The sequence below is a fragment of the Streptomyces sp. ATexAB-D23 genome, from assembly GCF_000373645.1.
GTDB classification, from domain to species: Bacteria; Actinomycetota; Actinomycetes; order Streptomycetales; family Streptomycetaceae; genus Streptomyces; species Streptomyces castrisilvae.
Window position 1 is genome coordinate 1 of sequence record NZ_KB892030.1, and the last position, 25845, is coordinate 25845.

Here is a 25845-nt window from a genome sequence, read left to right on the forward strand (position 1 = left end):
GGTTGATAGGCCAGATGTGGAAGCCCGGTAACGGGTGGAGCTGACTGGTACTAATAGGCCGAGGGCTTGTCCTCAGTTGCTCGCGTCCACTGTGTTGGTTCTGAAATAACGAACTGCCGTGTTTTTGCCCGGTTATTGTTTATTTCATAGTGTTTCGGTGGTCATTGCGTTAGGGAAACGCCCGGTTACATTCCGAACCCGGAAGCTAAGCCTTTCAGCGCCGATGGTACTGCAGGGGGGACCCTGTGGGAGAGTAGGACGCCGCCGAACAATCATTGTGGGAAAGCCCCGTGCCTCTGGCACGGGGCTTTTCTGCGTTTACGGGGGAATGCAGGAGGGGACTCACCCCGGGGTGACCAGGCGTGTGTCGTACGCCAGGATCACCGCCTGGACGCGGTCCCTGGCGCCCGTCTTCGCGAGAATACGGGAGACATGTGTCTTCACCGTCGACTGGGCGAGATGGAGACGCTCGGAGATCTCCGCATTCGTCCAGCCCTGGCCGATGACCGTAAGGATCTCCCGCTCGCGTCCGGTGAGGCCGGCGATACGCGGATCGTGTGGAGCGGGTTCACCGGGGGCGGGCGGCAAGTGCTCTACGTACGCGTCCAGGAGACGGCGGGTCAGGCTCGGGGCGACCACCGCGTCGCCGGCGGCCACGGCGCGGATGCCGGCGAGCAGCTCCTCGGGGAGCGCGTCCTTGATCAGGAAACCGCTGGCGCCTGCCCGCAGCCCGTCGTACGCGTACCGGTCGAGGTCGAACGTCGTGACGATCAGGACGCGTGTGCGTGAGCCGGCCCTGATGACGCGGCGGGTTGTCTCGATGCCGTCCAGGATCGGCATGCGGATGTCCATCAGGGCTACGTCCGGCTGGTGCCGGGCGATGAGCTGGAGCGCTTCGTGGCCGTTGGCGGCCTCGCCGACGACCGTCATGTCGTCCTGGCTCTCCAGCAGCATGCGGAAACCGAAGCGCTGCATCGGCTGGTCGTCCGCGATGAGCACGGTCGTCACGAGGGGGAGTCCTCCAGGGGGAGTCGGAGCCGTACCCGCCAACCGGTCGTGGTGGTCGGGCCGGCTTCGAGTGTGCCGTCGTAGAGGGAGGCGCGGGCGCGCATCCCGGTGATGCCCTGACCGGTGCCGGCGGTGGCCCGGTCGGAAGGGCGCGGGGAGCCATTGTCCGTGATCACGGCCTCCAGCTCACGCGGGTGGTAAGTCAGGGAGACGTCAGCCGTGAGGGCGGAGGAACGGGCCGTGTGCTTCAGGGTGTTGGTCAGGGACTCCTGTACCACCCGGTAGACCGTCAGCTGGCGCCCCGCGGTGGGCGGGACCGCCGGTGGCGTACCGGCCACCCGTAGACGTACGGCGAGGCCGGCCCGGCGTACGCCCTCCAGCAGCGCGTCCATGTCGTCCAGTGTGGGCTGCGGAGTGCGCTCGGCGTCCTCCGGCCGGTCGCGCAACACACCGAGCAGGCGACGGAGTTCCGCGAGGGCCTGGCGGCTGGTGGTGCCGATGGCGTCCAGGGCCTGGGCCGCGCGTTCCGGGTTCCTGGCCGCCGCGTACGAGCCGCCGTCCGACAGGCCCGTGATGACGGAGAGGTTGTGACCGATGATGTCGTGCATCTCCCTGGCGATCCGAGCCCGTTCGGCGGCGGCCGCGAGGCGGGCCTGCTGGTCGCGCTCGCGCTCCAGCCTATCGGCCCGGTCGACGAGGGCCTCCGTGTACTCCTTGCGCGTACGCACCACGATGCCGGCCAGGGCCGCGAACGCGAACGCCCACACGTGCGGGAGGAACAGCCGGTCCCAGCCGTCCGGGAAGCGGAAGGAGGCGAACACCAGCGGGCCGGCCACCAGCGCGCCCGACCGGGCCAGGGCGCGCATCGGCAGGCGTACCGCGATGTTGAAGACCACGATCTCCTGAAGGAACGAGGCCTGGATCATCGCCCCCGTCCAGACGTTGACCAGCGAGAACGGTGCCATGAACGCCAGCACCGCCTGTGGGCGGGCCCGGCGCCACAGCAGTGGGGCGGAGAACGCCACACTCATCGCGAGCACCAGCGGCGCGGGCACGTGCGGGTCGACGGCGACCGTGCGCCAGCCGCCGGAGGAGATGTCGAGCGCGGCGAACAGAACCCAGAATGTGGCGAGGACGCCGTCCCAGACGGCCGGACGGCGGCGGTCGAACGCGCGGACGTGCTGAAGGGCGCGCTATATGTGCCCGGTGAGCGCGGTGGGATCCGGCTCGGGCCCCGGTGAACGGGGCGGTGCCGGGGCCCGGTCGGTGTCCTCGTGCGTCACCCGTACATCCTCGCGTCCGGCGCCGTCCGGCTCATGCGTCGCGACGGCGCAGGAGCACCGCTGCCGCGACCAGTGTGGCCGAGGCCCACAAGGTGAGGGCGAGCAGGGCGGCGCCCGGGGACGCGGCGTCGGGGAGCGGGGTCGCGGAGCCCAGGACGCCCGAGGCCTGGGTGGGGAAGTAGCGGACTGCCGTCTCCACCGCGTCGTACGGGAGCATGGTGAGCACCTCGGGGAGGATCATCACGCCTCCGATGAACGCGCCGATCGCTCCCGGGACCGAGCGCAGGAGGGCGCCGAGACCCAGGGCGATGAGGCTGAGCAGGGTGGTTCCGGCGGCGTTCCCCGCCACGGCACGCAGTACACCCGGGTCGTTGAGGGACGCGGCCTGGTCCGTGTCGCCGAGGAAGACCTGGGCGACGAGGAACGTGATGAGTGTGGTGGCGAGCATGGCGGTGAAGACGGTGGCGGTGAAGACGGCGGCCTTCGCCCACAGGACCGGGAGCCGGCGCGGGACGGCGGTCAGGGAGGCGCGGATCATCCCCGATGAGTACTCGCCCGCGGTGACGAGGATGCCCAGGACGACCGTGCAGAGCGTGCCGAGGACGGAGCCGTAGAGGACGAGGACGACGGTGTCGACGTCCGAGTCACCGCCGTCGGACGTGTACGTCGTGCCCATGACGATGCCGATGCCGAGGACCAGTGCGGCGGCCGTGCCCAGGGTGATCCAGCTGGAGCGCAGTGACCGCAGCTTGTGCCACTCGGAGCGCAGTACCCGGGCGGGAGTAACGCGGTAGGGGCGGGGAAGGGCCGTGGTGGTCATGCGGGGGCTCCGGTCGGTTCGGGGGCGGTGATCCGGTAGTCGACGGATTCCTGGGTGAGGTCCATGAAGGCCTGTTCCAGGGACGCGGTGTGCGGGGTGAGTTCGTACAGGGGGATGGCGTGGGCGGCGGCGGTGCGGCCGATGTGTTCGGCGTCCGTGCCGCGGACCTCCAGCCGGTCGGAGCCGGGCGTGGCGGTGATCTCGATGCCGGGGCCGCGCAGGAGGTCGCGGAGGGCGGTCGCCCGCGGGGTGAGGACGGTGACCGATCCGCCGCCGGCCGCGGCCGTGAACGCGCTGACCGTGGTGTCGGCGAGCAGACGGCCGCGTCCGATGACGACCAGGTGGTCGGCGGTGAGGGCCATCTCGCTCATCAGGTGCGAGGAGACCAGCACCGTGCGGCCTTCGGCGGCGAGGGACCTGAGGAGGTTGCGGATCCAGAGCACGCCCTCCGGGTCGAGGCCGTTGACCGGTTCGTCCAGGATCAGGGCCGCCGGGTCGCCGAGGAGGGCGGCGGCGATGCCGAGGCGCTGGCCCATGCCGAGCGAGAACCCCTTGACCCGTTTCCCGGCGACGGAGGTCAGCCCGGCGAGGCCCAGGACGTGTTCGACGCGGCTGCGCGGGATGCCGTGGGTGTGTGCGAGCGTCATCAGGTGGTGGAAGGCGGTGCGGCCCGGGTGGATGGACCGGGCCTCCAGGAGGGCGCCGACCTCGGTGAGGGGCGCGCTGTGGGTGGCGTAGGCGCGGCCGCCGACCGTGGAGCGGCCCCGGGTGGGGGTGTCCAGGCCGAGCAGCATGCGCATGGTCGTGGACTTCCCGGCGCCGTTCGGCCCGAGGAAGCCGGTGACCGTGCCGGGGCGGACGGTGAAGTCGAGGTCCTGGACGACGGTGGCGTCCCCGTAGCGTTTGGTGAGTGCGTAGGCCCTGATCATGCGGGTGACGCTACGGAGACGGGAGGGTGTTGGGCGTCGGACCGGGGACGGGATGTGCGGGCCCGCGTAGTACCGGGGTACGACGCGGCGGCCGGGGGCGAATGCGTTTGCGCGGTCACCGGAGCGCGGGTCAGGATCACTGCATGGACTACGTGATACGGCCGGTGCGTGCCGACGAGTGGCAGTCGGTGAGGGAACTCCGGCTGGCCGCCTTGCAGGACCCGGTCGCCCCGGTGGCGTTCCTGGAGACGTACGAGCAGGGTTTGAAGCGGTCCGACGACGCCTGGCGGGAGCGGACGGTCGATGCGTCCGAGGACGGTGCGGGTGCGGTGCGGCAGTTCATCGCCGAGGGCCCGGACGGCCGCTGGGCGGGCACGGTGAGCGTGCTCGTCGAACGCCCCGACGACGAGGCGCGGTTCGGTGACGCGGCCCCGGTCGACCAGGGCCACGCGGTCGGTGTGTTCGTACGGCCCGAGGCGCGGGGCACGGGTGTGGCCGAAGCGCTGTTCCGGGCCGCTCTGGAGTGGTCGTGGTCGCTGGACGAGCCGCGCCTGGAGCGCGTACGGCTGTACGTCCACGAGGACAATCCGCGCGCCGCGGCCTTCTACCGCCGGATCGGCTTCGCGCCGACCGGGGAGACGGTGCCCATGCCGGGCGACCCGACGGCCCGTGAGCTGGAGTACGCGGTGGCGCGGCCGTAGGGGTGTACGGCCAGTCGGAGGGCCTGTCCTTCAGGGCCTGTCCTTCACAGGGGCGTGGGTGTCGTGAGCTGCTGCGACCACTGGGAGCGGGCCTGTTCGGGGGAGCGGAGCAGCGCGATGGTCGACAGGCCCTGGGTCTGGCCGGTCGCCAGCAGCTCCGGCAGCCGGGGCAGGGGCGCGACGGCCGCGACGTCATCGAGGACGAGCGTCATTGGTGGGTCGAGCCGGCCGTCGGATGACCGTGCGGCCATGCGGCGGCCGTGCTCGACCACGTCTGAGGCGAGCGCGGTGAGCAGGGGCATGGCCCCCGGGCCGGATCGCGGGGTCTCGATGGGTTCGCCCACCACATAGAGGCTGCCCCCTTCGTTCGCAAAAGAATCCAGTGCGAGCGCATCTGCTCGATTTGGTGTGCAGGCGTCCCGGACGTGGACGGAGGAGAGGGCGCCGAAGGCCCGTACGTTCAGTTCCTGTGCCATCTCGCGGCGTTCGGGGTGGCCGGTGAGCGCGGACTCCAGCAGTCCGGCGAGTCCGGGCGCTGCCTTGGGGTGGGTGCGGAGCAGGCGGACCGGCTCGTGGGCGCTGCCGCCGAGGGCCCAGCGGTGGACCTGGCGGAAGGGGCGGCCGTCGATGGCGGCGGCGTGCAGCCAGCAGCGCAGCAGGGTCTCCGCGGTGTCGGCCGTCGCCGCGTCGATACGGGCCTGCGGCCGTACGGGGGCGAGCAGCGCGGTGGCGCGGGCGGCTGCCCGGTCGGGCTGTTCGCATCCGGCGGTGGGCGCCCAGTGCAGCCGGGCGGGGGTGTCGCAGAAGTGGCCGGGGTCGTAGACGAGGACCGGGCCCAGCTTGGCGCGCGCGTCCTTCGTCTCGGCCCAGACGCTGGGGTCGGAGGTCACGACGAGCACGGGTCCGTCGGCTTCGCGGATGGCCTGGACGGCGGCCGACCGGCGGGTGGCGGCGGGGCCGTAGACGACGAGCGGGGTGCGCGGGGAGGGGACGGCGACCGGCGTGGGGGCGGCGGTCGGCACGTGGGCGGCGAGGCTGTCGGGCCGCGGATATGGAGCAGCTGATTCCGTTTCTGTCTCTGTCTCTGTCTCCGTCTCCGTGTCCGCCTCCGTCTCTGCTGCGGGGGCGTACTCCGTCGGGGAGGGTGGCACGGTGGGGCCGGGGACTGTGGGCGCGGGCTTCCGGGAGGTGGCGGGCGCGGGCTCCTGGGCCGGTCCCGGCTCGGGGAGGGCCGCCTCGTGCGCGTACTCCTCCCGCCGGCCCCGCCGGACGCGCGCCGTCCCCTTCGGCTGCCGTTCCCGGCGCTGGGACCGCTCCGCCCGGCGCAGCTGCTCCTGCTGTTCCAGCCGTTCGTCCCGCTGGCGGGCGCGTACGGCGCGCCAGCGGGTGACCACTCCCAGCACGAACACCACCAGGACCACCAGCACCATCAGTTCGCCGATGAGCAGGCCCCAGAACAGCCCGTACCCGGAGAGCTCGCTCGGTGGTGTGTTCGGCCAGGCGGCGGGCAGATCGTGCGGGGCGGCCATGAGCCGGCGCAGCGCCAGCGGGGTCTCGGTCAGCGTGACGCCGTCGGGCCATGCCCCGTGTGCGAGGAGTCCGGCGAGTCCGGCGGCCGCCCAGACCAGCAGGGTGAACCCGAGGAGGAAGGCGAGCAGCCCGAGGAGCAGGCCGTCTGGGATGCCGCCCCCTCGGCTGCTACCGGACCGTGCCCTGCCGTCGCTCCCCGCCATGTCATGCCACCGTTGACTCGGACGACTCGTTCAGTCGTTGCTGGTTCTCGATTCTGGCCGCGCGCTGTTCCGCTTCGAGGTCGGCGGCCCGTACGTCGTCCGGGAGCAGGTCGACCGCGGACGACTCGGTCATGGCGCGGTCGGTGAAGACGAGCGGGCGTTCGGCCTCGGTGATCAGGTGTTTGACGACCTGTACGTTGCCGTTGACGTCCCAGACCGCGATGCCGGGGGTGAGCGTGGGGATGATCTCGACCGCCCAGCGGGGCAGCCCGAGCACCCGGCCGGTGGCTCTCGCCTCGTCGGCCTTCTGGGCGTAGATCGTGCGCGTCGACGCCATCTTCAGGATGGCTGCCGCTTCTCGTGCCGCGGCGCCGTCGACCACGTCGCTGAGGTGGTGGACGACGGCGACGAACGAGAGGCCGAGCCGGCGTCCGAACTTCAGCAGGCGCTGGAAGAGCTGGGCGACGAAGGGCGAGTTGATGATGTGCCAGGCCTCTTCGACCAGGAAGATGCGCTTCTTGCGGTCGGGCCTGATCCAGGTGTGTTCCAGCCAGACGCCGACGATCGCCATCAGGATCGGCATGGCGATCGAGTTGCGGTCGATGTGCGAGAGGTCGAAGACGATCAGCGGGGCGTCCAGATCGATGCCGAAGGACGTCGGGCCGTCGAACATGCCGCGCAGGTCGCCGTCGACGAGCCGGTCCAGGACGAGCGCGACGTCCAGGCCCCAGGCGCGTACGTCGTCTATGTCGACGTTCATCGCTCGGGCGGATTCCGGTTCGGGGTGGCGGAGCTGATCGACGATGTCCATCAGCACGGGCTGGCGGTCGGTCGTCGTCTCGTTCACATAGGCGTGTGCGACCTTGAGCGCGAAGCCGGAGCGCTCGTCGAGGCCGTGGCCCATGGCGACTTCGATGATGGTGCGCAGCAGAGCGAGCTGGCCGGTCGTGGTGATCGCCGGGTCGAGCGGGTTGAGCCGGATGCCGCCGTTGAGGGCGGAGGTGGGGTCGAGGCGGATGGGGGTGAGGCCCAGCTCCTGCGCGATGAGGTTCCATTCACCGACGCCGTCCTCGCCCTGGGCGTCCAGGACGACGACCTGGCGGTCGCGGAAGCGGAGCTGGCGCAGCACGTACGTCTTCTCCAGCGCGGACTTGCCGTTCCCGGACTCGCCGAGGACCAGCCAGTGCGGGGCGGGGAGCTGCTGGCCGTAGAGCTGGAAGGGGTCGTAGATGTAGCCCTTGCCGGAGTACACCTCGCGGCCGATGATCACGCCGGAGTCGCCGAGGCCGGGAGCGGCGGTGGGCAGGTAGACGGCCTGGGCCTGCCCGGTCGAGGTGCGTACGGGCAGCCGGGTCGTCTCCACCTTCCCGAAGAGGAAGGCGGTAAAGGCGTCCGACAACGCGGACAGCGGATCTCGCATGGCGTGACCGACCTCCCTTTCGTCTCTCGGTGCTCGGTGCTCGGTGCTCGGTGCTCGATGCTTGGTGCTCGGCGTTTGGTGTGCTGGTGCGGGGTTGCGGGGTTGCGGGGTTGCGGGCTCGTGGGGCTAGCGGCGGATGCCGGTGGCGAACGGCAGGGTGTTCACGAAGGCGCGGTGGTGCTCGCGGTCGCACCACTCCAGCTTCAGATACGACTTTCCGGCGGAGGCCCGGATCGTCCGCTTGTCGCGGGCGAGGGCTTCGGGGGAACGTGACGACACGGTGATGTACCCCACCAGGTTGATCCCGGCGGCGCCGCTGGCGAGATCTTCACCCCGCTGGTCGAGTCGGCCGTGGGCGGCGATGTCGCGGGGGTCGACGGTCCGGTTCATCTTGGCCTGGCGGCTGGCCTCGGCGTCGTCGTTGGTCTTCTCGGTGAGCATCCGCTCGATGGCGATCTCGGTGGGTTCGAGGTCCATGCAGACGGCGACCGTGCGGATGACGTCGGGGGTGTGGACGAGGAGCGGGGCGAGGAAGTTGACGCCGACGGGCGTCATCGGCCACTCCTTCACCCAGGCCGTGGAGTGGCACCAGGGGGCACGGGTCGACGACTCGCGGGTCTTGGCCTGGAGGAACGTCGGCTCGACCGCGTCCAGCTCGGCCGGCCAGGCGTTGCGCTTGGTCATGGCCTGGATGTGGTCGATGGGGTGGTCGGGGTCGTACATGGAGTGCACGAGGGAGGCCAGCCGGCTCTGGCCGAGGGGCTGGCGGACCCGGATGTCGGCCTCGGCGAGGCGGGCGCAGATGTCGGTGAGCTCGCGTGCCATGACGACGGCGAGGCCGGCGTCCCGGTCGAGCTTGCGGCCTCCGTGCGGGCGGGCGGCGCGGGCCATGGCGTTGGCCTCGGCGGCGAGCTCGCGGTTGAAGTGCATGCAGGCGACGAGGTACGCGCGGTGCTGCTCGCTGGAGGTGGAGACCATGGACTGGAGCTGGTCGTAGGAGTCCTGGAGCCAGCGGGGTGAGGCGTGGTCGCCGCGCTGGGCGACGTCCTTGGCGTGGGCGTCGGGGTCGGCGGGGAGCGTACGGGCCAGCATCTGGAGGCGCGTGACGAAGCCGTCCCCGTTGGCGACGTGCTTGAGCAGGGTGCCGAACCGGTCGACGAGCGCTTCCTGGTCCTCGCTGTCGCGCAGGCCGACGCCGGGGCCCTCGATCTCGATGGCCGCGGTGACGGTGCGCCGGTCGGCGTGCAGCAGGACCGCGATCTCGTCCGGGCCGAAGGGGGCGGCCATCCAGTTGATCCGCCCGATGCCGGGGGGAGGGCCGATCTCGACCTCTAGCCCGTCGGCGCTGGTGCCCGCCTCCATGGCGACGGAGCGGTAGGTGGTGCCGCGGCGCAGGGAGCGCTTGTAGCTGCGGTTGATCTCGAACCACTTGTAGAACGTCCGGTGCTTGTACGGGACGTAGACCATGGCCAGGGCGAGCAGGGGGAAGCCGGTGAGCAGCACGATGCGCAGGGAGAGGACCGGGACGAGCAGGCCGCTCATCATGCCGAGGAACGCGCCGGCGATGATCAGGGCGATCTCGCCCGTCTCGCGGTTCTTGCCGACGATCGCGTTCGGCCTGGCGCGGCCGATGAGATACGTACGGCGGGGCGTGATCGGATGGGACTGAGTGCTCAACGCCCGCCACCTCCTGTGCGGTTGTTACCTGTGCTGCCTGAACTGCCCGGTCCGCCGCGTGAGCCGCGGCTGCTGTGCGGGGTGCCGGAGGTGGGGCCCGAACCGCTGCGGGGCGGAGGTGCGGCGGAGGGGACAGATCCGCCGCCGACTCCGCTCCCGGAGTTGCGGGAGCTGTGGGCGGCGACTCCGCCGCTGACCGGGTTGGCGGGCCGGCCGCCGCCGCTGCTGGTGTCGCCGCCGTTCTGGCCGCCGCGGCTGCTGTGGGTCTTGATGCCCTGGGAGACGAGGGCGGCGGGGGAGCTGATCATCGCGGCGGCCTGGGAGCCGTCGGTGGCCTGCTTGCGGTTGGTACGGGCGCCCTGGATCTCGTCGCCGAAGCCGGGGACGAAGCGGTAGATCATCCCGGAGGCGAAGATGGCCAGGAGGATGATGGCGAGGCCGGACACGACGGCGGAGAAGGCGTCGGGGCCGTCGTCGGAGGACAGCGCGCCGGCCAGGCCGAGGACGACGACGATGACGGGCTTGACCATGATCACCGCGACCATGATGCCCGCCCAGCGGCGTACGTGGCCCCACATGTTCTTGTCGACGAGCCCGGCGTACACGGCGGTTCCCAGGAGGGCGCCGACGTAGAGGAGGGCGGCGCGGATGACGAGCTCCAGCCAGAGGATGCCGGCGGCGAGGATCGACACGAGTGAGACGACGATCAGCATGATCGGGCCGCCGCCGATGTCGGCGTCCTTCTTGAGTGCCTCGGCGAAGGAGCCGAAGAAAACATCGGTCTGCCCGCCGGACGACGAGGCGATGACGTCGGTGACGCCGTCCGTCGCGGAGACGATCGTGTAGAGGATCAGGGGGGTGAACGCGGAGGCGAGGACGGTGAGCCAGAGGAAGCCGATGGCCTCGGAGATCGCGGTGGTGAGCGGCACGCCGCGGATCGCGCGCTTGGCGACGGCGAGGAGCCACAGGACGAGCGTCAGGACGGTGGAGGCGGCGAAGACGATGGCGTACTGCTGGAGGAAGCGGGTGTTCGTGAAGTCGACGTTGGCGGTGCTTTTGACTGCATCGCTGAGCTTGCCCACGATCCAGGCCGCGGCATCGGCGCAGCCCCGGCCGAGCGAGGTGAGCGGATCGAGAGCGGGGTCGGTGCTGGCGGGCGGGGTGGACTTGGGGGAACTGGAGCTGCCGCCTTCGCAGTAGTCCTTGGCGGGGCCGCGAATGAGATCGCAGGCGTTGCTACTCTCGCTGGGCGTGGGTGTCGGTGATGGCGCGGCAAAGGCGTGACTGGCTGTCAGTACCAGAAAGATCTGGACGGTGCTCGTGAGCGCTGTCAGCGAGAGGGCACGTGTACGGCGACTACCGGGCATATGTGAACCCTCCGTACTGCTCGACGGCGTCGGCCATCTCATCGGCAGAGGAGGCAGCCTGGTCCCGGCCTACGGGGGCTGGTCCGTCCTTCTGGGTGAAGTCGGTGACCTTCCAGTCTCCGTCGGTCCACTTGAGGTCGAAGGTGTTGGTGAACCAGCTTTCGGAGACCGGGTTCTTCGAGCCGTCGCCGGCCAGACCGAACAGGGCCGAGTACCAGACTGCGATGCTGGCTGTGTCACCGCTGAACTTCACGATCTTGGTGCCGACAGGATTGGACCGTGAGATGAACGTCTGCCCGGCTGGTGCGGTTCCATCAGGGGTCAGGCCAATGTTCGCGAGGAAGTCGGGGTCGGAGTAGACCTTGTCCAGAGCATCTTGACGGGCAGTGGCGACTGCTGGGGCGTAGACCGCAGTTGCGATGGCGCGCCGCTGGACTCTGTCGAACATCCCGGCGGACCCCAGCGCCACCGAATAGTTCGCCGCCGCGCTCTCCGCCCCCTGTTCGTCATGGGCGAAGCCCGAAGGGATGGTGCCGTTCTTTCCCGTTACCGGCTTCGTTCCCGTGGCCGCGGTCGGGGCGGCGCCGGTCCTGTTGTTGCCGTTGTCCTTGGACGTGCCGCCGTTGCCGTTGTCGCCTCCGCCCATGTTGGCGAAGGCGATGGCGCCCAGCAGCAGGACCACGACGCCGATGACCGTGATGAGGGAGCGGGAGCTGCGGGGTGGGCGGCGGGGGCCGTAGGCGTCGCCGGCCGGGCCGTCGGGGAGGCGGGTGCGGGTCTGGCGCGTGCCGCCGATGGTGCTGTAGGCGTCGGCGCGTCCCGCGTCGTTGCCGTAGCCGTCCTCGTCGCCGGGACTCATGCCGGGTACGCCCCCTCAACCGTTGCTCGAACCGCGTCGTAGTACGACGGTAGCCGTGCTGCTCTCCGCGCGGACGCGGTGTGGTGACTCGACATCAGGGAGACGCAACCTCTGCCGTTGGGCACGACGGACGGATGGGAGGGGTGGGGCGGGACGGCCCCGGGGCAGGGGATGACAGCCGGTCAGACGGCCATCCCGTAGACAATGGTGAACAGGGTCCCCAGTGATCCGATGATGAACACACCGGTCAGGCCTGCCACGATCAGCCCCTTGCCCTGTTCCGCGCTGAACGTGTCGCGCAGAGCCGTCGCGCCGATCCGCTGCTTGGCCGCTCCCCAGACCGCGATGCCGAGACACAGCAGGATGGCGATCGCCATCACCACCTCGATCATTACGCGGGCCTCGTTGCCCAGGGTCCCGAACGGGCCCCAGTTTGGGGCGATTCCGCCGATGATGGTGGTGATGTCGCCCTTTTCAGCTGCCAGGATCATGTAAGTCACCGCCCCTGTTGGGTAGTTCGGCGCCCGGACCGCATGGCACGGGTCACTCTCTATCTTCGCTGATGAAACTGCTTTCGCACGACGGCTTGACGGCTCTCTTTACCCGGATCTCGCACATTTGACCGGTCTGGCCGCCCTGACCTGCGGATCGAATCGGTGTGTGGGCGAAATACGTATGGTTACTCTGTGTATCACGGAGAGTGACGTCGAGCAATGATCGTCATCACGCCATCCTGGCCGGGATGGTTGGTGGGGGCCGGGTCGTGCTGTTCCGGGCTCAGGGCGCCGGGTGCGAGGTCGGCTCGTCCAGCGGGCGCAGGAGTGGGTGGCGGGGATGCGGCGGTCGGGACGGGGTCTTCCACCACGAAGGTGGCCGGAAGTCGCACCAGGAGCCGTCGAAGGGAAAGGTTCCGGCCTCGGCGAGCTGTGCGACCGTTGCTCCTTCGGACCGGATTGCGACGGCTTCCTCGGCGGTCCAGTACGCGGGGTGGCCGGTCTTCTCCGCGAAGGACTGCTCGTCCTTCCATCTCCAGGACCGGTCCGGCGCCACGTTGATGTCCAGTTCGTGGTCCGTGATGTCGATGTCGGCGCCGTGGTGCACCCGGCGTTCGAGGTTCACGTACCAGCCGCGGAACTTGTGTCTGCGGCCGAAGAGCCACAGCACCGAGTGTGCGGCCCCCGTCGGCTGGTAGAAGAGGGCGTCGCCCATCGGCCAGCGGCCCGCGACGACGGGGAAGCCCCCGGCCGGGCGCTCGTGCGGGTCGATGTCCCGCAAGTGGGTGACGCCGCGTGGAAGAGCGGCGTGCCACATAGGGGTGCCCGACTCCATCCATACCAACTGGCCGGCGTCCGTGCGTTCGACGAGACGTACGGGAACGGAGGCGCTCAGGTGGCCGCCTATGAAGAAGTTCCAGTGCAGGATCTGGCCCTGACTGTCGTTTACGCTGCCCCTCTTGTCCTTTTTCATGCAATTGATCATGCCCGCCGGTCGGTCTCCGGACACGTCTGCGGACACGTCTGCGGCCACTTATGCGGCAGCGTCTGCGGCAACGTCCACGGAATCGGCGCCGAGCGGTACGGGCGCTCCCGACGGTCCGGGCGTACCTGCGAAGGCGGAGCCCCCGGGCGGACCGTGGTGGTCCGTCCGAGGGCTCCATCGTGGCCCGGTTGCGGTTCAGGGCTTGGTGTTCGCCTGCTTCATGGAGCTCACCGCGTCCGCGATCGAGCTCTCGTACAGGCCAAGCTTCGGGTCGTGGACCTTGACGTTCGGGCCGAGCGCGAAGTTGAGCTGGTCGGCGTTGGGCATGTGGTCGCCGTCGGCCAGGACGTTCAGCTCGTTGATCCAGGTCAGGGCGTTGCCGCTGCCGCTCGGGTTCAGGTCGATCACCGCGATCGCGGCGGTCTTCGGCTTGACCGGGTACGCCGGGGCCCCACCCAGACCGCCCGGGACCAGCGGCCTGATGTCGCCGCTGTGGTCCGAGGCGTTCGCGGCGCCGAGGCTGACGCGTGGGAAGTAGCTCAGGCCGCAGGAGTTCGCGCCGACGTTGTTGACCTCGATGACGTGCTGGGTGGACGAACCCTCACGGGCGTACACGCGCACCGACAGATCGCCGCTCTCGCAGGGGTGCTTGTAGGCGTAGCTGTCGCTGGTGTCGCCGCCCGAGGTGGAGCCCGTGGAGCCGCCGGTCTTCGCGGCGCCGGTCTTGGAGGTGTTGGTGCCGGCCGTGTCCGTGGAGCCGCCGGCCGTTGTCGCGCCGTCGGTCGTCGCGGCGTCCTTGTCCTTGCCCTTGGCGTTGTCGGCGTTCGTGGTGGCGTCGGCCGACGCGGAGGTGTCCGCCGGGCCGGCCGACTTCGTACCCTCGTCGTCGCCGCCGCATGCGGTCAGGGCGAGAGCGAGCACGGCGGTGAGGGCGGCACCGAGGGCGGCGGTGTGCTTGCGGTTGCGGTTCGTGCGCATGTGGTTCCCCGAAGTCTGTGGCGGTGCGGTGGTCGGTTCGCTGCAGACGGGCCCGGAACTCGCGGCGAACCGCTCCCCCTCCGACCGTCTGGCACCGGAAGCCTCCCGCCCCGCGCTCATGTCCTGCTAACGCCTCCCTGACGTCCCGCTCACGCCCTCGGAACGTGGGCTAGGTCACGCGTGACTTCGGCGGTCTGATCACCGTTAGATGTGATGTGCCCAAGCCTGCCGTTTCCACAGTTCCCGCCGGCGCCGCCGAGGCCGTCGCCGCTCCGCCCGCGCCGCTGCCCTTCCTGCTGACGCACAGCCAGGGTGTAGCCGCCCGTACCCTCTTGTCGTATGTGGTCTCCCTGCCGCTGACCTCGGCCGACGCCCAGCTCCTCGCCGTCGTCGTGGCGATCCGGGCCGCGCGTACCGGGGCCGGCAACCTGACCGGGACCGATCTGCGGTCGTTGCGCCTGGACGACCCCGAGGGCGCCGTGGCCGACCTGATCGCCGCCGGCTGGGAGGTGCCGGGTCCGCTGATCGGCGGTGAGCCGGACAAGCCGGTCGGCATCCTCGTCCCTGCCATGGCCCCAGGACCCGGCCATGTGCTGCCCCTCGGCAAGGACGCGCGGTCGCGGGTCTCGGGCTGGTCCATGCGTACGCGGCTGGCCAAGCCCGTGCGGAAGGGCTCGTCGGCTGTCCGGCTCGCCGCCCTGTTCCTGGCGGCCCACTGCTCCTCCGAGCTGGTCGGGCATGCGCCCGCCGAGCTGCCCGTCGCCTGTTACGGGGCGGTGCCCACGCTCCTGGAGAAGGGGTTCCTCGCCGAGGTGTCCGGGCAGACCTACCGGCTCGGCGAGGTGGTGGGGCACCTCGCCGGCAGGTTCCGTACGCCGGAGGAGCTGGCCGCTATCGAGCAGGAGGAGGCGGAGCGGCGCGCGGCACGGGAGGCGGCTGAGGCCCTCCAGCCGGAAGAGGCGACTCCGGAACGCTGGGCGGAGTGGAAGTCGGGGACCAGCCCGGCGCTGCTGCGGCACGTGGAGGCGGTGGAGCAGTGCGCGCTGTGCCGCTTCCCCTTCGACCGGGTCGCAAACGCGTTCCTGTCCGCGCCCTCCTCCGTGCCCGCCCCCCGTACCGTCCTCGACGCCTACGGAACCTGGCGGGACGCGCACCCCGACTGCGGGCGCGAGGCCGCCCTGTTCACGGTGGCGTTCCGTACGGAGCACGGCCACGGCCCTTCGTACAGCCAGCTCTGCAAGGGCCTGGGCTGGAAGAAGCTCTCGCGGGCGCTGCGCGGGATCGTGGTCGGCAGCCTCCTCGCCGAGGGCTGGCTGACGGACACCTCCCCGGTGCCGTGGACCCTGCGGCCGGGGAAGACCGCCCACGCGCAGGGGATCGTCCTGCCCGGCCAGGCGGCGCGCGGCAGGCGCTGACGGATGGGGGCCTTGTGGTGCGGGGCTGCGGCGTACCCGCCCTGCCCCCCCACTACGAGCACGTGAAGCCACGCCACCGCCCCGGTTCAGCTCGCGGGCTCGCCGGAGCCATCGGACTCGCCGGACTCGCCGGACTCGCGTGCGGCGGCGCCGCGGGCGGTCAGGAGGAGGGTGGTGGCGATGAGGAGGGCTGTGATGATGCCCGTCGTCAGGATCGGTGACGGGGTGAACGTGGCCGCCAGGACGGCGAGGACCGCGGCCGGGTGGAGGACGTTCGCGGCGCGGCCCAGAGACGCGGAGCGGTGGTGCAGGAGCCGGACGAGGGTGATGAACACGGCGACCGGGACGGTGTAGGCCGCGGCCGCCGTACCGTCGGAGATGTGGCCGTGCCCGGCGGTGTGGGCGACGTTGAGCGCGAGCCCGGCGCCGACGGCGGCCGCCGAGGCGAAGACGAAGTAGTGCCCGTAGCCCCACAACAGCGCCGTGCGCAGGCTCGTGAGCAGTTGGGGCGCGTGCTGCGCGAAGTAGAGCCACCACAGGGCGAACACCGTCAGGATGCCTCCCACGACCAGGGCGGCGAGGTCACCGAGTTCCGCGTGGGTGTCCAGGGCGGTGCGTACGGCTCCGGTGGCGGCCGTGATCGATTCGCCCAGCACGATCAGCGTGAACAGTCCGTACCGCTCGGCGATGTGGTGCGGATGCCAGGTGGTGGTGGTTTTGCGTTCCGCTACGGCGGGAACGGCGATTTCGGCGAGTACGAGGACCGCGAACGTGACGAGCCCGAGGCTCCCGGGCAGGGCCAGCCGTACGACCCAGCCGATCTGCACCAGGAAGATTCCGGCGGCGTAGTTCAGGCAGGTACGGCGCCTCCCCGGGTCGGAGCGGGCGGCGCGCAGCCATTGTGTGACCATGGCGAGCCGCATGATCACGTAACCCCAGGTGATGACGGAGAAGTCCTCGTGTTCCAGCGCGTCCGCCGCCCCCGCCGCGAGGACGAGCGCGCCGGTGATCTGTACGAGCGTCAGCAGCCGGTACGGCACGTCGTCGGTGTCGTACGCCGAGGCGAACCACGTGAAGTTCATCCACGCCCACCAGATCGCGAAGAACACCATCGCGTACCCGAGAACACCGTGGCCGATGCGGCCCGCGGCGAGTTCGTGCTCGAACGCGGACGCGGCCTGGGCCACGGCTGCGACGAAGCACAGGTCGAAGAACAGCTCCAGCATCGTCGAGGCGCGGTGCTGTTCGTCGGCGTGGCGGGCCACCATGGGCCGGTGCCAGAAGCTGGGGACGGGGGATGAGGAACTCATGAGGGCGCATTCTTCCCGCTGAGCGGGGTAAGGCGAGGAGGCCGCGCCCGGCCGGGAAAACCGCTGGCACACGGGGATGAGGCCCTGCCACACTCCGGCCATGACCTATGGAATCGAGAACCACCCCGCCCGTTGAGCGCCCCGGAAGAGCGCGGAGCGCTCCCTCCCAGGCACTCGTCTTCGCCCTCGTCTTCCTCCTCGCCCTCGTTTTCGCCTTCGCCCTCGTCCTTGTACGACTGCGCGCTTCGCGTCCAGCACGCCGAGCCCGAGGGGTGGTGGTCGCGGGAGCACGCATCCCCTCCCGAACGCTGGCCCCGCCGGAGCGACAGGGCGAGCAGGAGCTGGGCGGAGACCAAGGACGAACTGACCCTTCTGCTCGGCCCGCTGCTGATCGCTCCGGATGCCGCCGAGGCGGCGGCGGAGGCCGGCCGGCGGCTGGACGCCATGGACCCGCCGGTCCGGCACCGGTACGTCCACGTGTTCGTACAGGTGCTGCCGTTGGACAACGAGGCACGGGCGCGCGCCCTCGCGCGGTGCTTGGTGCGTACGGGCGTCAGCTGTCTGTCCGTCAGCGTCGGCATCGCACTGCTGGCCCGGCTCGGTGAACCCCGGGACACCCCGGACCTCAAGACGCTCAGCCTGCTCCGGGCCCTCGTACGCCCTGTCATCCGCGCCCTCGACGTCCTCGACAGACCGGCCGGGGCCCTCCTCGCGCTCCGTAACCAGGAGGTGTCGCCCGAACTCGCCCCGCTGATCACGGCGCTGACGGCCCATGACGAGGCCGCTGTACGGGACCGGCTGATCGCGTTGCCGGGGGATGTGTCGCCCGATGTGGCGCGAAGGGTGGCCGAGGCCGCCCGTATGACGGAGCTGCTGTCGGCCGCGGTGCCGGAGCGTGGGACGCCTGCGCTGCGGGCCGTGCCGGAGGGCGGGGCTGCGGGGCTGCGGGCCGTGCCGGAAGGTGGTGCTCCTCCCGGCCCGCGGGCCGCCGAGCTGCTCGCCCAGGCGGCACGCTTGCTGTTCCGCATGACCAGCGTGCGGGACTACGTCGCCGAAATCCTCTCCTACCCGGACGCCGCGCCCGCGTACGAGGCGCTCGCGCGGGGTGCCGGTCTCCTCGCGCCCACGCTCGACCACTACGGCCTCCTGCTCTCGGCCGTCCAGGAACTCCGTACGGGCTCCGGGGCCCTGCACGGCTGGGGCCCCGGCCGCCGGGAGGCGGCGCTGGCGCAGCTGACGGCCGTTCTGAACAGGCCCGAGTGGCGGGCGGTGCCGGACGACCGGGACTCGGAAGACCCGGGCGCGCGGTGGCGGGCCGGGTGGGCACGGCGTGCGCGGGCGCAGGCGTTGCGCGACCCGCGCGTCCCCACCGAGCGGTTGCGGGTGGAGGTGTTCGAGCGCGACCCCGTCGACCGGGGCACGATCGAGACCCGCATCCTGGTCGACGGCCGTCCGCTGGTGCCGGAGCTCTTCGGGTGGGGCCCCGCGGACGCACCGGAAGACCTGCTGGACCGTGGCCTCCTGCGGGCCGGGTCCGAGCCCCGCGAAGTGCGGCTCGCGGAGGCGTACTGCACCGAGGGGTGCTGCGGTGCGCTGTACGTCACCATCCGGCGGGACGGCGACGAGGTGGTCTGGGCGGACTGGCGGTGTCCGCCACCGCCGGGGCTGCCATTCGATCCGCCGGTCGTACGGGAACTCCCCGAACTCCGGTTCGATGCTGGTGCGTACGACGCTGAGATCGCTCGGGCGGAGGGCGACACCGGCTGGGCCTGGCCGGCCCGCCGGGCGGCCCGGCTGATCGCCGCCGGGGTGCGCGCCCGTCCGGACCTCCTCACCCGCTGGGGCCTGCGCCTCGGCTGGTCCGGTACGGACTTCCGGAACCCCGACGAGACGCTGCTGAGCCTCATGTACGACACCGAGGACGGCTCTCCCGGGCAGTTCCTGTGGCGCATGCCGGATGACGGCACCCCACCGGAGGACCGGGCGGCGGCCGCGCTGCACCGGCTGGCCACGGTTGATCCGAGGACCGTCTGGCCGATCCCGGCACCGGTCCACCGTTCGGGTGATCCGTGGGCGGGGGCGAGGCATTGGGAACGCCGGGGAACGGGGTAACGCCCGCTCCCCGGCGCCTTGGCGTGCGGCGTGTCGCGGTTGCCGCTTTTGGCACAGTGCCGCTCCACGATCAAGGAACGGGGTGAGCGGTGTGAGCGGCGTGCGCGGTACGCGGCTGAGGCTGAGCGATTCGGCCGGCGACGGGGCTGCCGACGTGGCCGGTGGCGGGGCCGGTGGCGGATTCTCCGCGGGGGACCAGTTGCGCCACAGCGACGGGGCGTGGCTGCGGGCCGCCGGGGGCGCGGAGGGTATGGGCGCGCACCTCGGCCCGGTGCGTACGGAACTGGCGACGGCGCACGAGGGCGTCCTCGCCGGCACCGTCGGCCTGAGCGCGCTGGCCGAGCTGGGAGCGGTACGGGAGTCCTGGGTACGCCGTATCGAGTGCGCGCGCTACGAGTGCGGGGCACTGGCGGGGAACCTGCGGGCCGTGGCGCGGGCGCAGGGCGAGACGAACGAGTCCGTGCGGTCGTCCTTCGCCCCCGTGGCCCGGGTGACACATGGGGTCGAGCGATGACGGCGCCGTCCTCCACGCTGACGTGGGCGCAGCTGCGTGACCTGAAGTGCGCCGAGCTGGAGGAGGCGGCAGACGGCTGGGGCAAGGCGAGCAATCGCGCCGACGCCGGGCGGGACCGCATCGAGAAGCAGCTCCTGACGGGCCTGCGCGAGACCCAGCAGGGTGCGGCGGCGGATGCGGCGGTGAGCAGGCTGCGGCAGATGGGGCGGAACCTGCAGTACGTCTATACGGAGTGCGGCCTCGTCCGTACCGCGCTGAACAGCCTCGCGCACGAGATGCGGGCCCAGCAGAAGGTTCTGCGGAACGCGCTGGACGACGCGGAGTCGCTGAAGTTCACCGTCCACGCGGATGGCTCGGTGACGTACCCGGAGGGGGGCGAGGGCCTGATCGACGGCAAGCCGTTGCCGGGCGGGACGGCGCGGGTGAACACCATGCCCGGCCTGCTCCCTCCGTCGGGGCTGGTCGCCCCGAACCCGAACGCCGCGAAGGCGCAGGACATCGCGGACCGGGTGACGAAGGCGGTGCGCACGGCCGCCGAGATCGACTGGCGGTTCACCCGCGTTCTGCGGCGCCTGAAGGCGGAGGAGGGCCTGAAGGTCCCCGACCGCACGTGGACCGACGCGGCGGGCGACGCGGCAGCGGTACGGGATGCGGCGCGCGGCTACCTGAAGTCCCGCATCCCCCACGACGCGCCGCCCGCGGCCCGCGGCGAGTGGTGGGCCCACCTGACGGACGAACAGCGCGAGGAGTACCTCGCGGTGTACCCGGACCAGATCGGCAATCTGGACGGCATCCCGGCGACCGTCCGCGACACGGCGAACCGCGACAACCTCCAACTCCTGATCGGCAAGCTGGAGGGCCGGGACGACGAGACGTCACACGCGCGGCTGGCGGGACTGCGGGAGATCGACCGCCAGCTGACGAGCGACGGCCGGCCGCCGATGTACCTGCTCGGCATCGGCGATGAGGGGAACGGGCGAGCGATCGTGTCGTTCGGGAACCCGGATACGGCGCGGAATGTTGCGGCTTATGTGCCGGGGTTGAATACGGCGCTGGATGAGGAGTTTGCTACGGGGGATCTCAAGCGGGCGCGAGATACCGCCATCGGTGCGAAAGAGATGGATCCCGACGCGACTGTCGCTTCAATCGTCTGGCTCGGCTACGATGCGCCGCAAGCGTCACTTGATGACCTGGCAGGTGATTTGGAGGTAGCTGGAGAATCGAGTGCAAGGAAGGGAGCTGCGGCCTACAGCGAATTCATGGCCGGCATTTCTGCTACGAATGAGAATGCCGATCCGCATGTAACCGCGATCGGTCATTCGTACGGTTCGTTGACGGTTGGGATCGCTGCTCGGCAGGAAGGCGGAATCCCAGGGGCTGACGACGTGGTTCTGGTGGGCAGCCCCGGGGTGGGGGCTCACTCGGCAGAGGAGCTTGGGGTTGGAAGGGATCACGTCTTTGTGGGAGCTGCCGAGAATGACCCCGTGACCAAGTTGCCCAACAGCCGTGAAGCGAGTGGCTTGGGTACGGGAATCGTGGGCGGTGCGTCGGTGGGGTTTTCGCTGGGGATGGCTGGAGGGCCTGTTGGGGCCGTGCTTGGCGGTGCGGTGGGTGGTATTGCAGGTGGCTCGATGGGGTACGCGGCTCAAGATGCTCAAACCGAGGAGAGCGACGTTTGGTTTGGTACCGACCCGGCGCACCGGGACTTCGGTGCGAATCGATTTGCTGTAGATGATGGGCCTCGACTGTTGGAGCGAGGGCACCGACCCGCTGAGGCGCACTCAAATTATTTTGACCCGGCGAAAGATCAAGTGTCCGCAGATAATATCGCGAGAATTGTCGCTGACAGATCGGGGGAAATCGAAAGAGAGCGGCCCAGGTGAAGATCAAGTTGACCGCTGTATCTGTCGTCCCTCTGCTGATTTCGGGATGTACTTCGATGGGTGTCGTGGCAGGTTCGGCCAATGAGGACGAGGGAGTCGGAATGAATATGCAAGAGGCTGCCGACCGTGCGGACGGGATCCTTGATGAAACATTTTCCGGGATTGATCCGTCGGTGGAGTGGGTGCATGGCGAATCGACGGAGGGGGGCTGCGATGTCTCGCGTAGGAGGGCGGTCGTCACTGTGATCTCTGATAAGCGCAGAGGGAGTTTTCTGGGTGTTGTTGAACGCGGTTGGCAAAAGGCTGGGTATCGCCAGATCGGAGTGAATGCCAGCGAGGAAAGCCCGGCAACCTACTTCGAGACGCCGGATGGATTTCGGGTGAGACTGCTCATCGGGGGCCGCGGGCAGGCCTTCTTTGAGGTGGCTACTCCCTGTGTGGAAAGGTCCTCGGTCTCGAAGCCCGCCCCACCCCCGGGCGGGGCGCAGCACGTGGGGGAGCCAGTGCCTGCTCCCAACATCCACTCCGACTTCTGGTCCGCCGGCGCCTCCTGAGCGCCGGTTCGTGCGCCCCCGTGACTCGTACACACCGTCGAAAACGCCCGCGAACCCGCCCCCGATGGGGGATGGTTGAAGGGTGCGTAAATTCTGGTTGGCGGCAGGGATCGGCGTCGGTGCCGCCATGTGCTTCGTGGCGTTGCTCGTCGTCGGTACCTACTCCGCCGCCGCCGGTCTCGGGGGTGGCGGCGGGGGTGCCGTTGCGCTGGCCAAGGGGGCGGTGCCCGCCAAGTATCAGGGGCTCGTGCAGAAGTGGGGTGATCTCTGCCCGGCCATCAACCCCGCCCTCCTCGCCGCCCAGCTCTACCAGGAGAGCGGCTGGAACCCGCGCGCCGAGAGTCCCGCCGCCGCGCAGGGCATCGCGCAGTTCATCCCCGGGACCTGGGCCGGGCACGGTATCGACGGGGACGGGGACGGGGACCGGGACGTGTGGGACCCCGCCGACGCCATCCCCTCCGCCGCCTCCTACGACTGTGAGCTCGCCGGGTACGTGAAGAAGGTCCCGGGCGACGCCACCGACAACATGCTCGCCGCCTACAACGCCGGCGCCTACCGCGTGATCAAGGCAGGCGGCGTACCGGACATCTCCGAGACGCGGAACTACGTCAAGATCATCCGCTCCCTGGAGAAGAGCTTCGCCAAGCCCGTCGGCCGCGTCCAGCCCTCCCAGCAGGCGGCCGGTGCCATCTACTTCGCGCAGAAGAAACTCGGCACGAAGTACCTGTGGGGCGGCAACGGCACGCCCGAGCAGGGCGGGCGATTCGACTGTTCCGGGCTGACCCAGGCCGCGTACCGCACCGTGGACATCGAGCTGCCCCGCGTGGCGAACGACCAGTACAACGCCGGGCCGCACCCGGCCCGTGACGAACTGCTCCCCGGCGACCTCGTGTTCTTCTCCGACGATCTGACCAATTCGCGCGCCATTCACCATGTCGGCCTGTACGTCGGGGGCGGATACATGATCAACGCTCCGTACACTGGGGCGGTCATCCGGTTCGACAAGATCGACACACCCGACTACTTCGGCGCCACCCGCGTGACCAAGGACGGCGCCGCGGCCCTGCCGAGCACGGAGCCCGCGGCCTGACCACCGCGGGCCGGTGGCCGGAACTCTCCGTGAAGCCCAGCCCCTGAGCAGCGACGATGTGTCACTCTTCGATAACGTCATGGTGATCATTCGGTGGAGAGTGGAACGTACGCGCGGAACGCGTCGTTCTCTGGCTGGGCGTGTGATCGACCGATGTGGACGAACCGAATACGGGGGTTCGTAAGCGCGGCGCACAGGGACGTGCGCAGCAGCAGCAGACAAGGCAAGGGGCCGCGGCAGATGGCTGGACTCGCACTGGATGGGTCGAACCCCGACGTCAGCCTGCTCTACGACATCAACGGGCTCGCCAAGGCCGCTCCCACCTGGTTCGACCGGGTCATGGAGTTCGTCGGTGAGTACGGGATCATGCTCGGCATGGTCCTCGTGGTCCTGTGGTGCTGGTGGAGCGTCCGCCGGCGCGGCACGGCCGAGGAATCGGTGTCCGCGGTGGCCGGGCTCGTCTGGGCGCCGCTCGCCGCCGGGATCGCGTTGCTCATCAACATCCCGATCCGTGGATTCGTCGAACGCCCCCGGCCCTTCAAGGACCATCAGGGGCTCGACGTCCTGGTCGACGGCAAGAACGACTTCTCCTTCGTCAGCGACCACGCCACCATGGCGATGGCCCTCGGCGTCGGCCTCTTCGTCGCGCACCGCAAGTTCGGCATCGCCGCCATCGGGCTCGCCCTGCTGGAAGGCTTCTGCCGGATCTACATGGGCGTCCACTACCCCACCGACGTCATCGGCGGATTCGCCCTCGGTACGGCCGTCGCGCTGCTCCTCGCGCCCCTCGCCATGATGCTGTTGACGCCCCTGGTGGCTGCCGTCTCCCGGTCCGCCCGCCTCGGCCCGCTCGTCCGGTCGCGCCGGCCCCGGGCGGCGGAGTCCGACGGCCGGGACGACGAGTCGCTCGGGATCCCCGAGCCCCGGCCCGGATCGGGCGGCGGCTCCGAGGGAGAGAAGGGCCTCGCCGCCTGAAGCGGGGTGGGGCGGGGTGAGACGGGGCGGGGATCAGTGGAACCCGCCACCGCCACCCCCGGAACCCCGTCGTCGGACTCCCTCAGACCCTCTGCGGGTACGAGATCGGACCCCCTGCGGGTACGAGATCAGATCCCCTGCGGGTACGAGAACAGCCCCTCCGGGTCGTACTGCTTCTTCACCTCTGCCAGACGCTTCGTCGCCGTCCCGTAGTACGCCTGTCGCCAGTCCGTCAGGGCCGGGTCCGAGTAGTTCTGGTACGCCGCGCCCGAGGCGTACGGGCGCATCGCCGTGTGGGTGTCTTTCAGCCAGTTCTGCTGGGCGGTGCCCGCCGTGCCGGGGCGCCAGGCGCCGATGTACTGGGCGAGCATCCGGGAGCGGCGGTGGACGAACGCCGTGGCCTGGGGGTCGACGCGGTTCACCGCTCCGCCCAGCGCGGTCAGCGCGACCGAACCGCCGCCGCCCTGGCCCGCGTCGAGCCGGGTGAACGCCTCGACCGCGGTGAGCAGGGCCGATACGCCCGCCGGGGACAGCGAGCTGTCGTAGAAGTCGGAGGCCGCGGCGTACGTCTCGCGCTGGAGGGTGCCCTGCGTGGTGCGGCCGGGTGTGGTGCCCGGCAGGTGGCACTGCGCGTCCGTGATGCCCGAGCAGCCCGCGTACACGAGCATCGCTTCCTGGTAGCTGCGGCGGCGCAGCGATACGGAGGTGGCGGAGGCGCCGATGCGGTCGGCGAGGCGGTCGACGGCGTTCTGCAGGTCCCCGTACGTACCGAGGCTGAAGGCCGAGACCGTGACCGTCGGGTTGATGCCGCCGGGGCCGGCCGCGAGGTGGGCGGCGGACCAGATCTCGTCCGGCTGGTCGGGGCCCCACTCCTGCCAGGCCGTGACGACGGCGCGGGCGCGTGACCAGGGCCAGGACATGTACGCGGTGACGGTCTGCGGGGCCGGCCGGGTGCGGAAGCGGAGTTCGGTGACGACGCCGAAGTTGCCGTTGCCCGCGCCGCGCAGCGCCCAGAAGAGGTCCGGGTTGCGTTTGGCGTCGGCGGTGACCGTGGTGCCGTCGGCGGTGACGAGTGTCGCGGCGGTGAGGTTGTCGCAGGTCAGGCCGTAGGCGCGGGCGGCGACGCCGTGGCCGCCGCCGAGGGTCAGGCCGGAGATGCCGACCGTGGGGCAGGACCCGCCGGGGATCGTCAGGCCGTGCGCGGCGAGGCCCTGGTAGACGTCGAGGAGTTTGGCGCCCGCGCCGATCGTGCCGTCCCGGCCGACGCGGGAGAGTGACGAGACGTCAACGACGAGTCGCCCGTTGCCGCTCGACCAGCCCGCGTACGAGTGGCCGCCGCTGCGGATCGCGACGGGCACGGAGGTATGGCGGGCGAAGGCCAGGCACTCGCGGATGTCGTCCTCGTGGGAGACGTACGCGACGGCCGCCGGTTTCTGGTCGTCGAAGCGGGTGTTGTAGAGCTGACGGGCGGTCGGGTACGCCGTGTCACCGGGCCGGATCAGCGCTCCCTCCAGGCTCTTGGCCAGCGCGGACCAGTCCGCCGGTACGGAGGAGGGGGAGGCGGACTTCGTGGGGGAGGGGGCGCCCGACGAGGCCGGGGTGGGGCCGGCGGCGGGGGCGGCGGGCTCCGTGCCCTCGCACGCGGTGGCGGTGGCGCCGGTGAGGACGGCGGCGGCGCCCGCGGCGAGGACGGTGCGCCGGTTCGGCTGGGTCATCGGACCTCCGGAGTGGGGGGAGA

Annotated in this window: 21 protein-coding genes, 2 rRNA genes and 1 pseudogene; 10 read left to right on the top strand and 14 right to left on the bottom strand. The window is 70.5% G+C overall.

All coding sequences use genetic code 11. The annotated features are described in order from the left end of the window. Positions 1–74: ribosomal RNA gene (locus tag B082_RS0124330) — 23S ribosomal RNA — on the top strand; the annotation flags it as partial. Between the two features lie 79 nt (positions 75–153). Then, positions 154–270 (top strand): 5S ribosomal RNA (rrf, locus tag B082_RS0124335). A 72-nt stretch (positions 271–342) separates the two neighbouring features. Here the strand turns inward: rrf and B082_RS0124340 are convergent. The 4 genes and pseudogenes from B082_RS0124340 to B082_RS0124355 all read right to left on the bottom strand — a co-directional run bounded on the left by B082_RS0124340 (position 343) and on the right by B082_RS0124355 (position 4040). Continuing rightward, positions 343–1008, bottom strand: coding sequence for a response regulator (locus B082_RS0124340; RefSeq protein WP_018554408.1), 666 nt, complete (start codon positions 1006–1008; stop codon positions 343–345). Then, positions 1005–2291, bottom strand: a pseudogene (locus tag B082_RS0124345) (sensor histidine kinase). The gene B082_RS0124340 and the pseudogene B082_RS0124345 overlap by 4 nt, the downstream one beginning before the upstream one ends. Positions 2292–2322: 31 nt before the next feature. Further along, positions 2323–3111, bottom strand: a complete 789-nt coding sequence (locus B082_RS0124350) for an ABC transporter permease (RefSeq protein WP_018554410.1) — start codon at positions 3109–3111, stop codon at positions 2323–2325. Continuing rightward, complete coding sequence (locus tag B082_RS0124355) at positions 3108–4040, bottom strand: ATP-binding cassette domain-containing protein (RefSeq protein WP_018554411.1); 933 nt, start codon at positions 4038–4040, stop codon at positions 3108–3110. Before B082_RS0124355 ends, B082_RS0124350 begins: the two co-directional genes overlap by 4 nt. 143 nt (positions 4041–4183) lie before the next feature. On the opposite strand from B082_RS0124355, the gene B082_RS0124360 reads away from it, so the two are divergent. Beyond that, a complete protein-coding gene (locus B082_RS0124360; RefSeq protein ID WP_018554412.1) occupies positions 4184–4741 on the top strand; it encodes a GNAT family N-acetyltransferase in 558 nt (185 codons plus the stop codon). A gap of 44 nt (positions 4742–4785) precedes the next feature. On the opposite strand, the gene B082_RS0124365 is transcribed toward B082_RS0124360, so the two are convergent. The 8 genes from B082_RS0124365 to B082_RS0124400 form a co-directional block, all read right to left on the bottom strand. Continuing rightward, positions 4786–6474 (bottom strand): hypothetical protein, encoded by a 1689-nt coding sequence (locus B082_RS0124365; protein ID WP_018554413.1) that lies wholly within the window; start codon positions 6472–6474, stop codon positions 4786–4788. A 1-nt stretch (position 6475) separates the two neighbouring features. Next, the gene (locus B082_RS0124370) at positions 6476–7894 is read right to left on the bottom strand and encodes an ATP-binding protein (RefSeq protein WP_026250152.1); all 1419 of its coding nucleotides are present in this window, start codon (positions 7892–7894) and stop codon (positions 6476–6478) included. Between the two features lie 126 nt (positions 7895–8020). Continuing rightward, positions 8021–9571, bottom strand: coding sequence for an SCO6880 family protein (locus B082_RS0124375; protein WP_018554415.1), 1551 nt, complete (start codon positions 9569–9571; stop codon positions 8021–8023). Further along, positions 9568–10938, bottom strand: coding sequence for a hypothetical protein (locus B082_RS0124380; protein ID WP_026250153.1), 1371 nt, complete (start codon positions 10936–10938; stop codon positions 9568–9570). The genes B082_RS0124375 and B082_RS0124380 overlap by 4 nt, the downstream gene beginning before the upstream one ends. Then, positions 10928–11797, bottom strand: coding sequence for a hypothetical protein (locus tag B082_RS0124385; protein ID WP_018554417.1), 870 nt, complete (start codon positions 11795–11797; stop codon positions 10928–10930). The genes B082_RS0124380 and B082_RS0124385 overlap by 11 nt, the downstream gene beginning before the upstream one ends. Before the next feature lie 182 nt (positions 11798–11979). Further along, positions 11980–12288 (bottom strand): hypothetical protein, encoded by a 309-nt coding sequence (locus B082_RS0124390; RefSeq protein ID WP_018101695.1) that lies wholly within the window; start codon positions 12286–12288, stop codon positions 11980–11982. Between the two features lie 286 nt (positions 12289–12574). Beyond that, on the bottom strand, positions 12575–13264 hold the full coding sequence (locus B082_RS0124395; RefSeq protein WP_026250154.1) for a DUF402 domain-containing protein: 690 nt from the start codon (positions 13262–13264) through the stop codon (positions 12575–12577). A gap of 207 nt (positions 13265–13471) precedes the next feature. After that, entirely contained in the window at positions 13472–14254 is a 783-nt protein-coding gene (locus tag B082_RS0124400) for a DUF4232 domain-containing protein (RefSeq protein WP_018554419.1), read from the bottom strand. A gap of 215 nt (positions 14255–14469) precedes the next feature. On the opposite strand from B082_RS0124400, the gene B082_RS0124410 reads away from it, so the two are divergent. Beyond that, the gene (locus B082_RS0124410) at positions 14470–15669 is read left to right on the top strand and encodes a hypothetical protein (RefSeq protein WP_018554421.1); all 1200 of its coding nucleotides are present in this window, start codon (positions 14470–14472) and stop codon (positions 15667–15669) included. 86 nt (positions 15670–15755) lie between these two features. On the opposite strand, the gene B082_RS0124415 is transcribed toward B082_RS0124410, so the two are convergent. Next, positions 15756–16979 carry a low temperature requirement protein A gene (locus B082_RS0124415; protein WP_018554422.1) on the bottom strand — a complete coding sequence of 408 codons (1224 nt, stop codon included), beginning with the start codon at positions 16977–16979 and terminating at the stop codon, positions 15756–15758. 228 nt (positions 16980–17207) lie between these two features. Between B082_RS0124415 and B082_RS0124420 the strand changes: the two genes are divergently transcribed. From B082_RS0124420 to B082_RS0124440, 6 genes are all read left to right on the top strand, one after another. Then, positions 17208–19091, top strand: a complete 1884-nt coding sequence (locus B082_RS0124420; protein ID WP_018554423.1) for a hypothetical protein — start codon at positions 17208–17210, stop codon at positions 19089–19091. Positions 19092–19173: 82 nt separating this feature from the next. Beyond that, positions 19174–19605 (top strand): hypothetical protein, encoded by a 432-nt coding sequence (locus B082_RS40030; RefSeq protein ID WP_234018220.1) that lies wholly within the window; start codon positions 19174–19176, stop codon positions 19603–19605. Beyond that, the gene (locus B082_RS0124430) at positions 19602–21488 is read left to right on the top strand and encodes an alpha/beta hydrolase (RefSeq protein ID WP_018554425.1); all 1887 of its coding nucleotides are present in this window, start codon (positions 19602–19604) and stop codon (positions 21486–21488) included. The genes B082_RS40030 and B082_RS0124430 overlap by 4 nt, the downstream gene beginning before the upstream one ends. Further along, a complete protein-coding gene (locus tag B082_RS38220; protein ID WP_234018221.1) occupies positions 21485–22042 on the top strand; it encodes a hypothetical protein in 558 nt (185 codons plus the stop codon). Before B082_RS0124430 ends, B082_RS38220 begins: the two co-directional genes overlap by 4 nt. 82 nt (positions 22043–22124) lie before the next feature. Next, complete coding sequence (locus tag B082_RS0124435) at positions 22125–23132, top strand: NlpC/P60 family protein (protein WP_026250156.1); 1008 nt, start codon at positions 22125–22127, stop codon at positions 23130–23132. Between the two features lie 240 nt (positions 23133–23372). After that, on the top strand, positions 23373–24107 hold the full coding sequence (locus tag B082_RS0124440; protein WP_018554427.1) for a phosphatase PAP2 family protein: 735 nt from the start codon (positions 23373–23375) through the stop codon (positions 24105–24107). Positions 24108–24235: 128 nt separating this feature from the next. Here the strand turns inward: B082_RS0124440 and B082_RS0124445 are convergent, their stop codons facing one another. Continuing rightward, positions 24236–25822 (bottom strand): FAD-binding oxidoreductase, encoded by a 1587-nt coding sequence (locus tag B082_RS0124445; RefSeq protein WP_018554428.1) that lies wholly within the window; start codon positions 25820–25822, stop codon positions 24236–24238. Between the last annotated feature and the right edge of the window lie 23 nt (positions 25823–25845).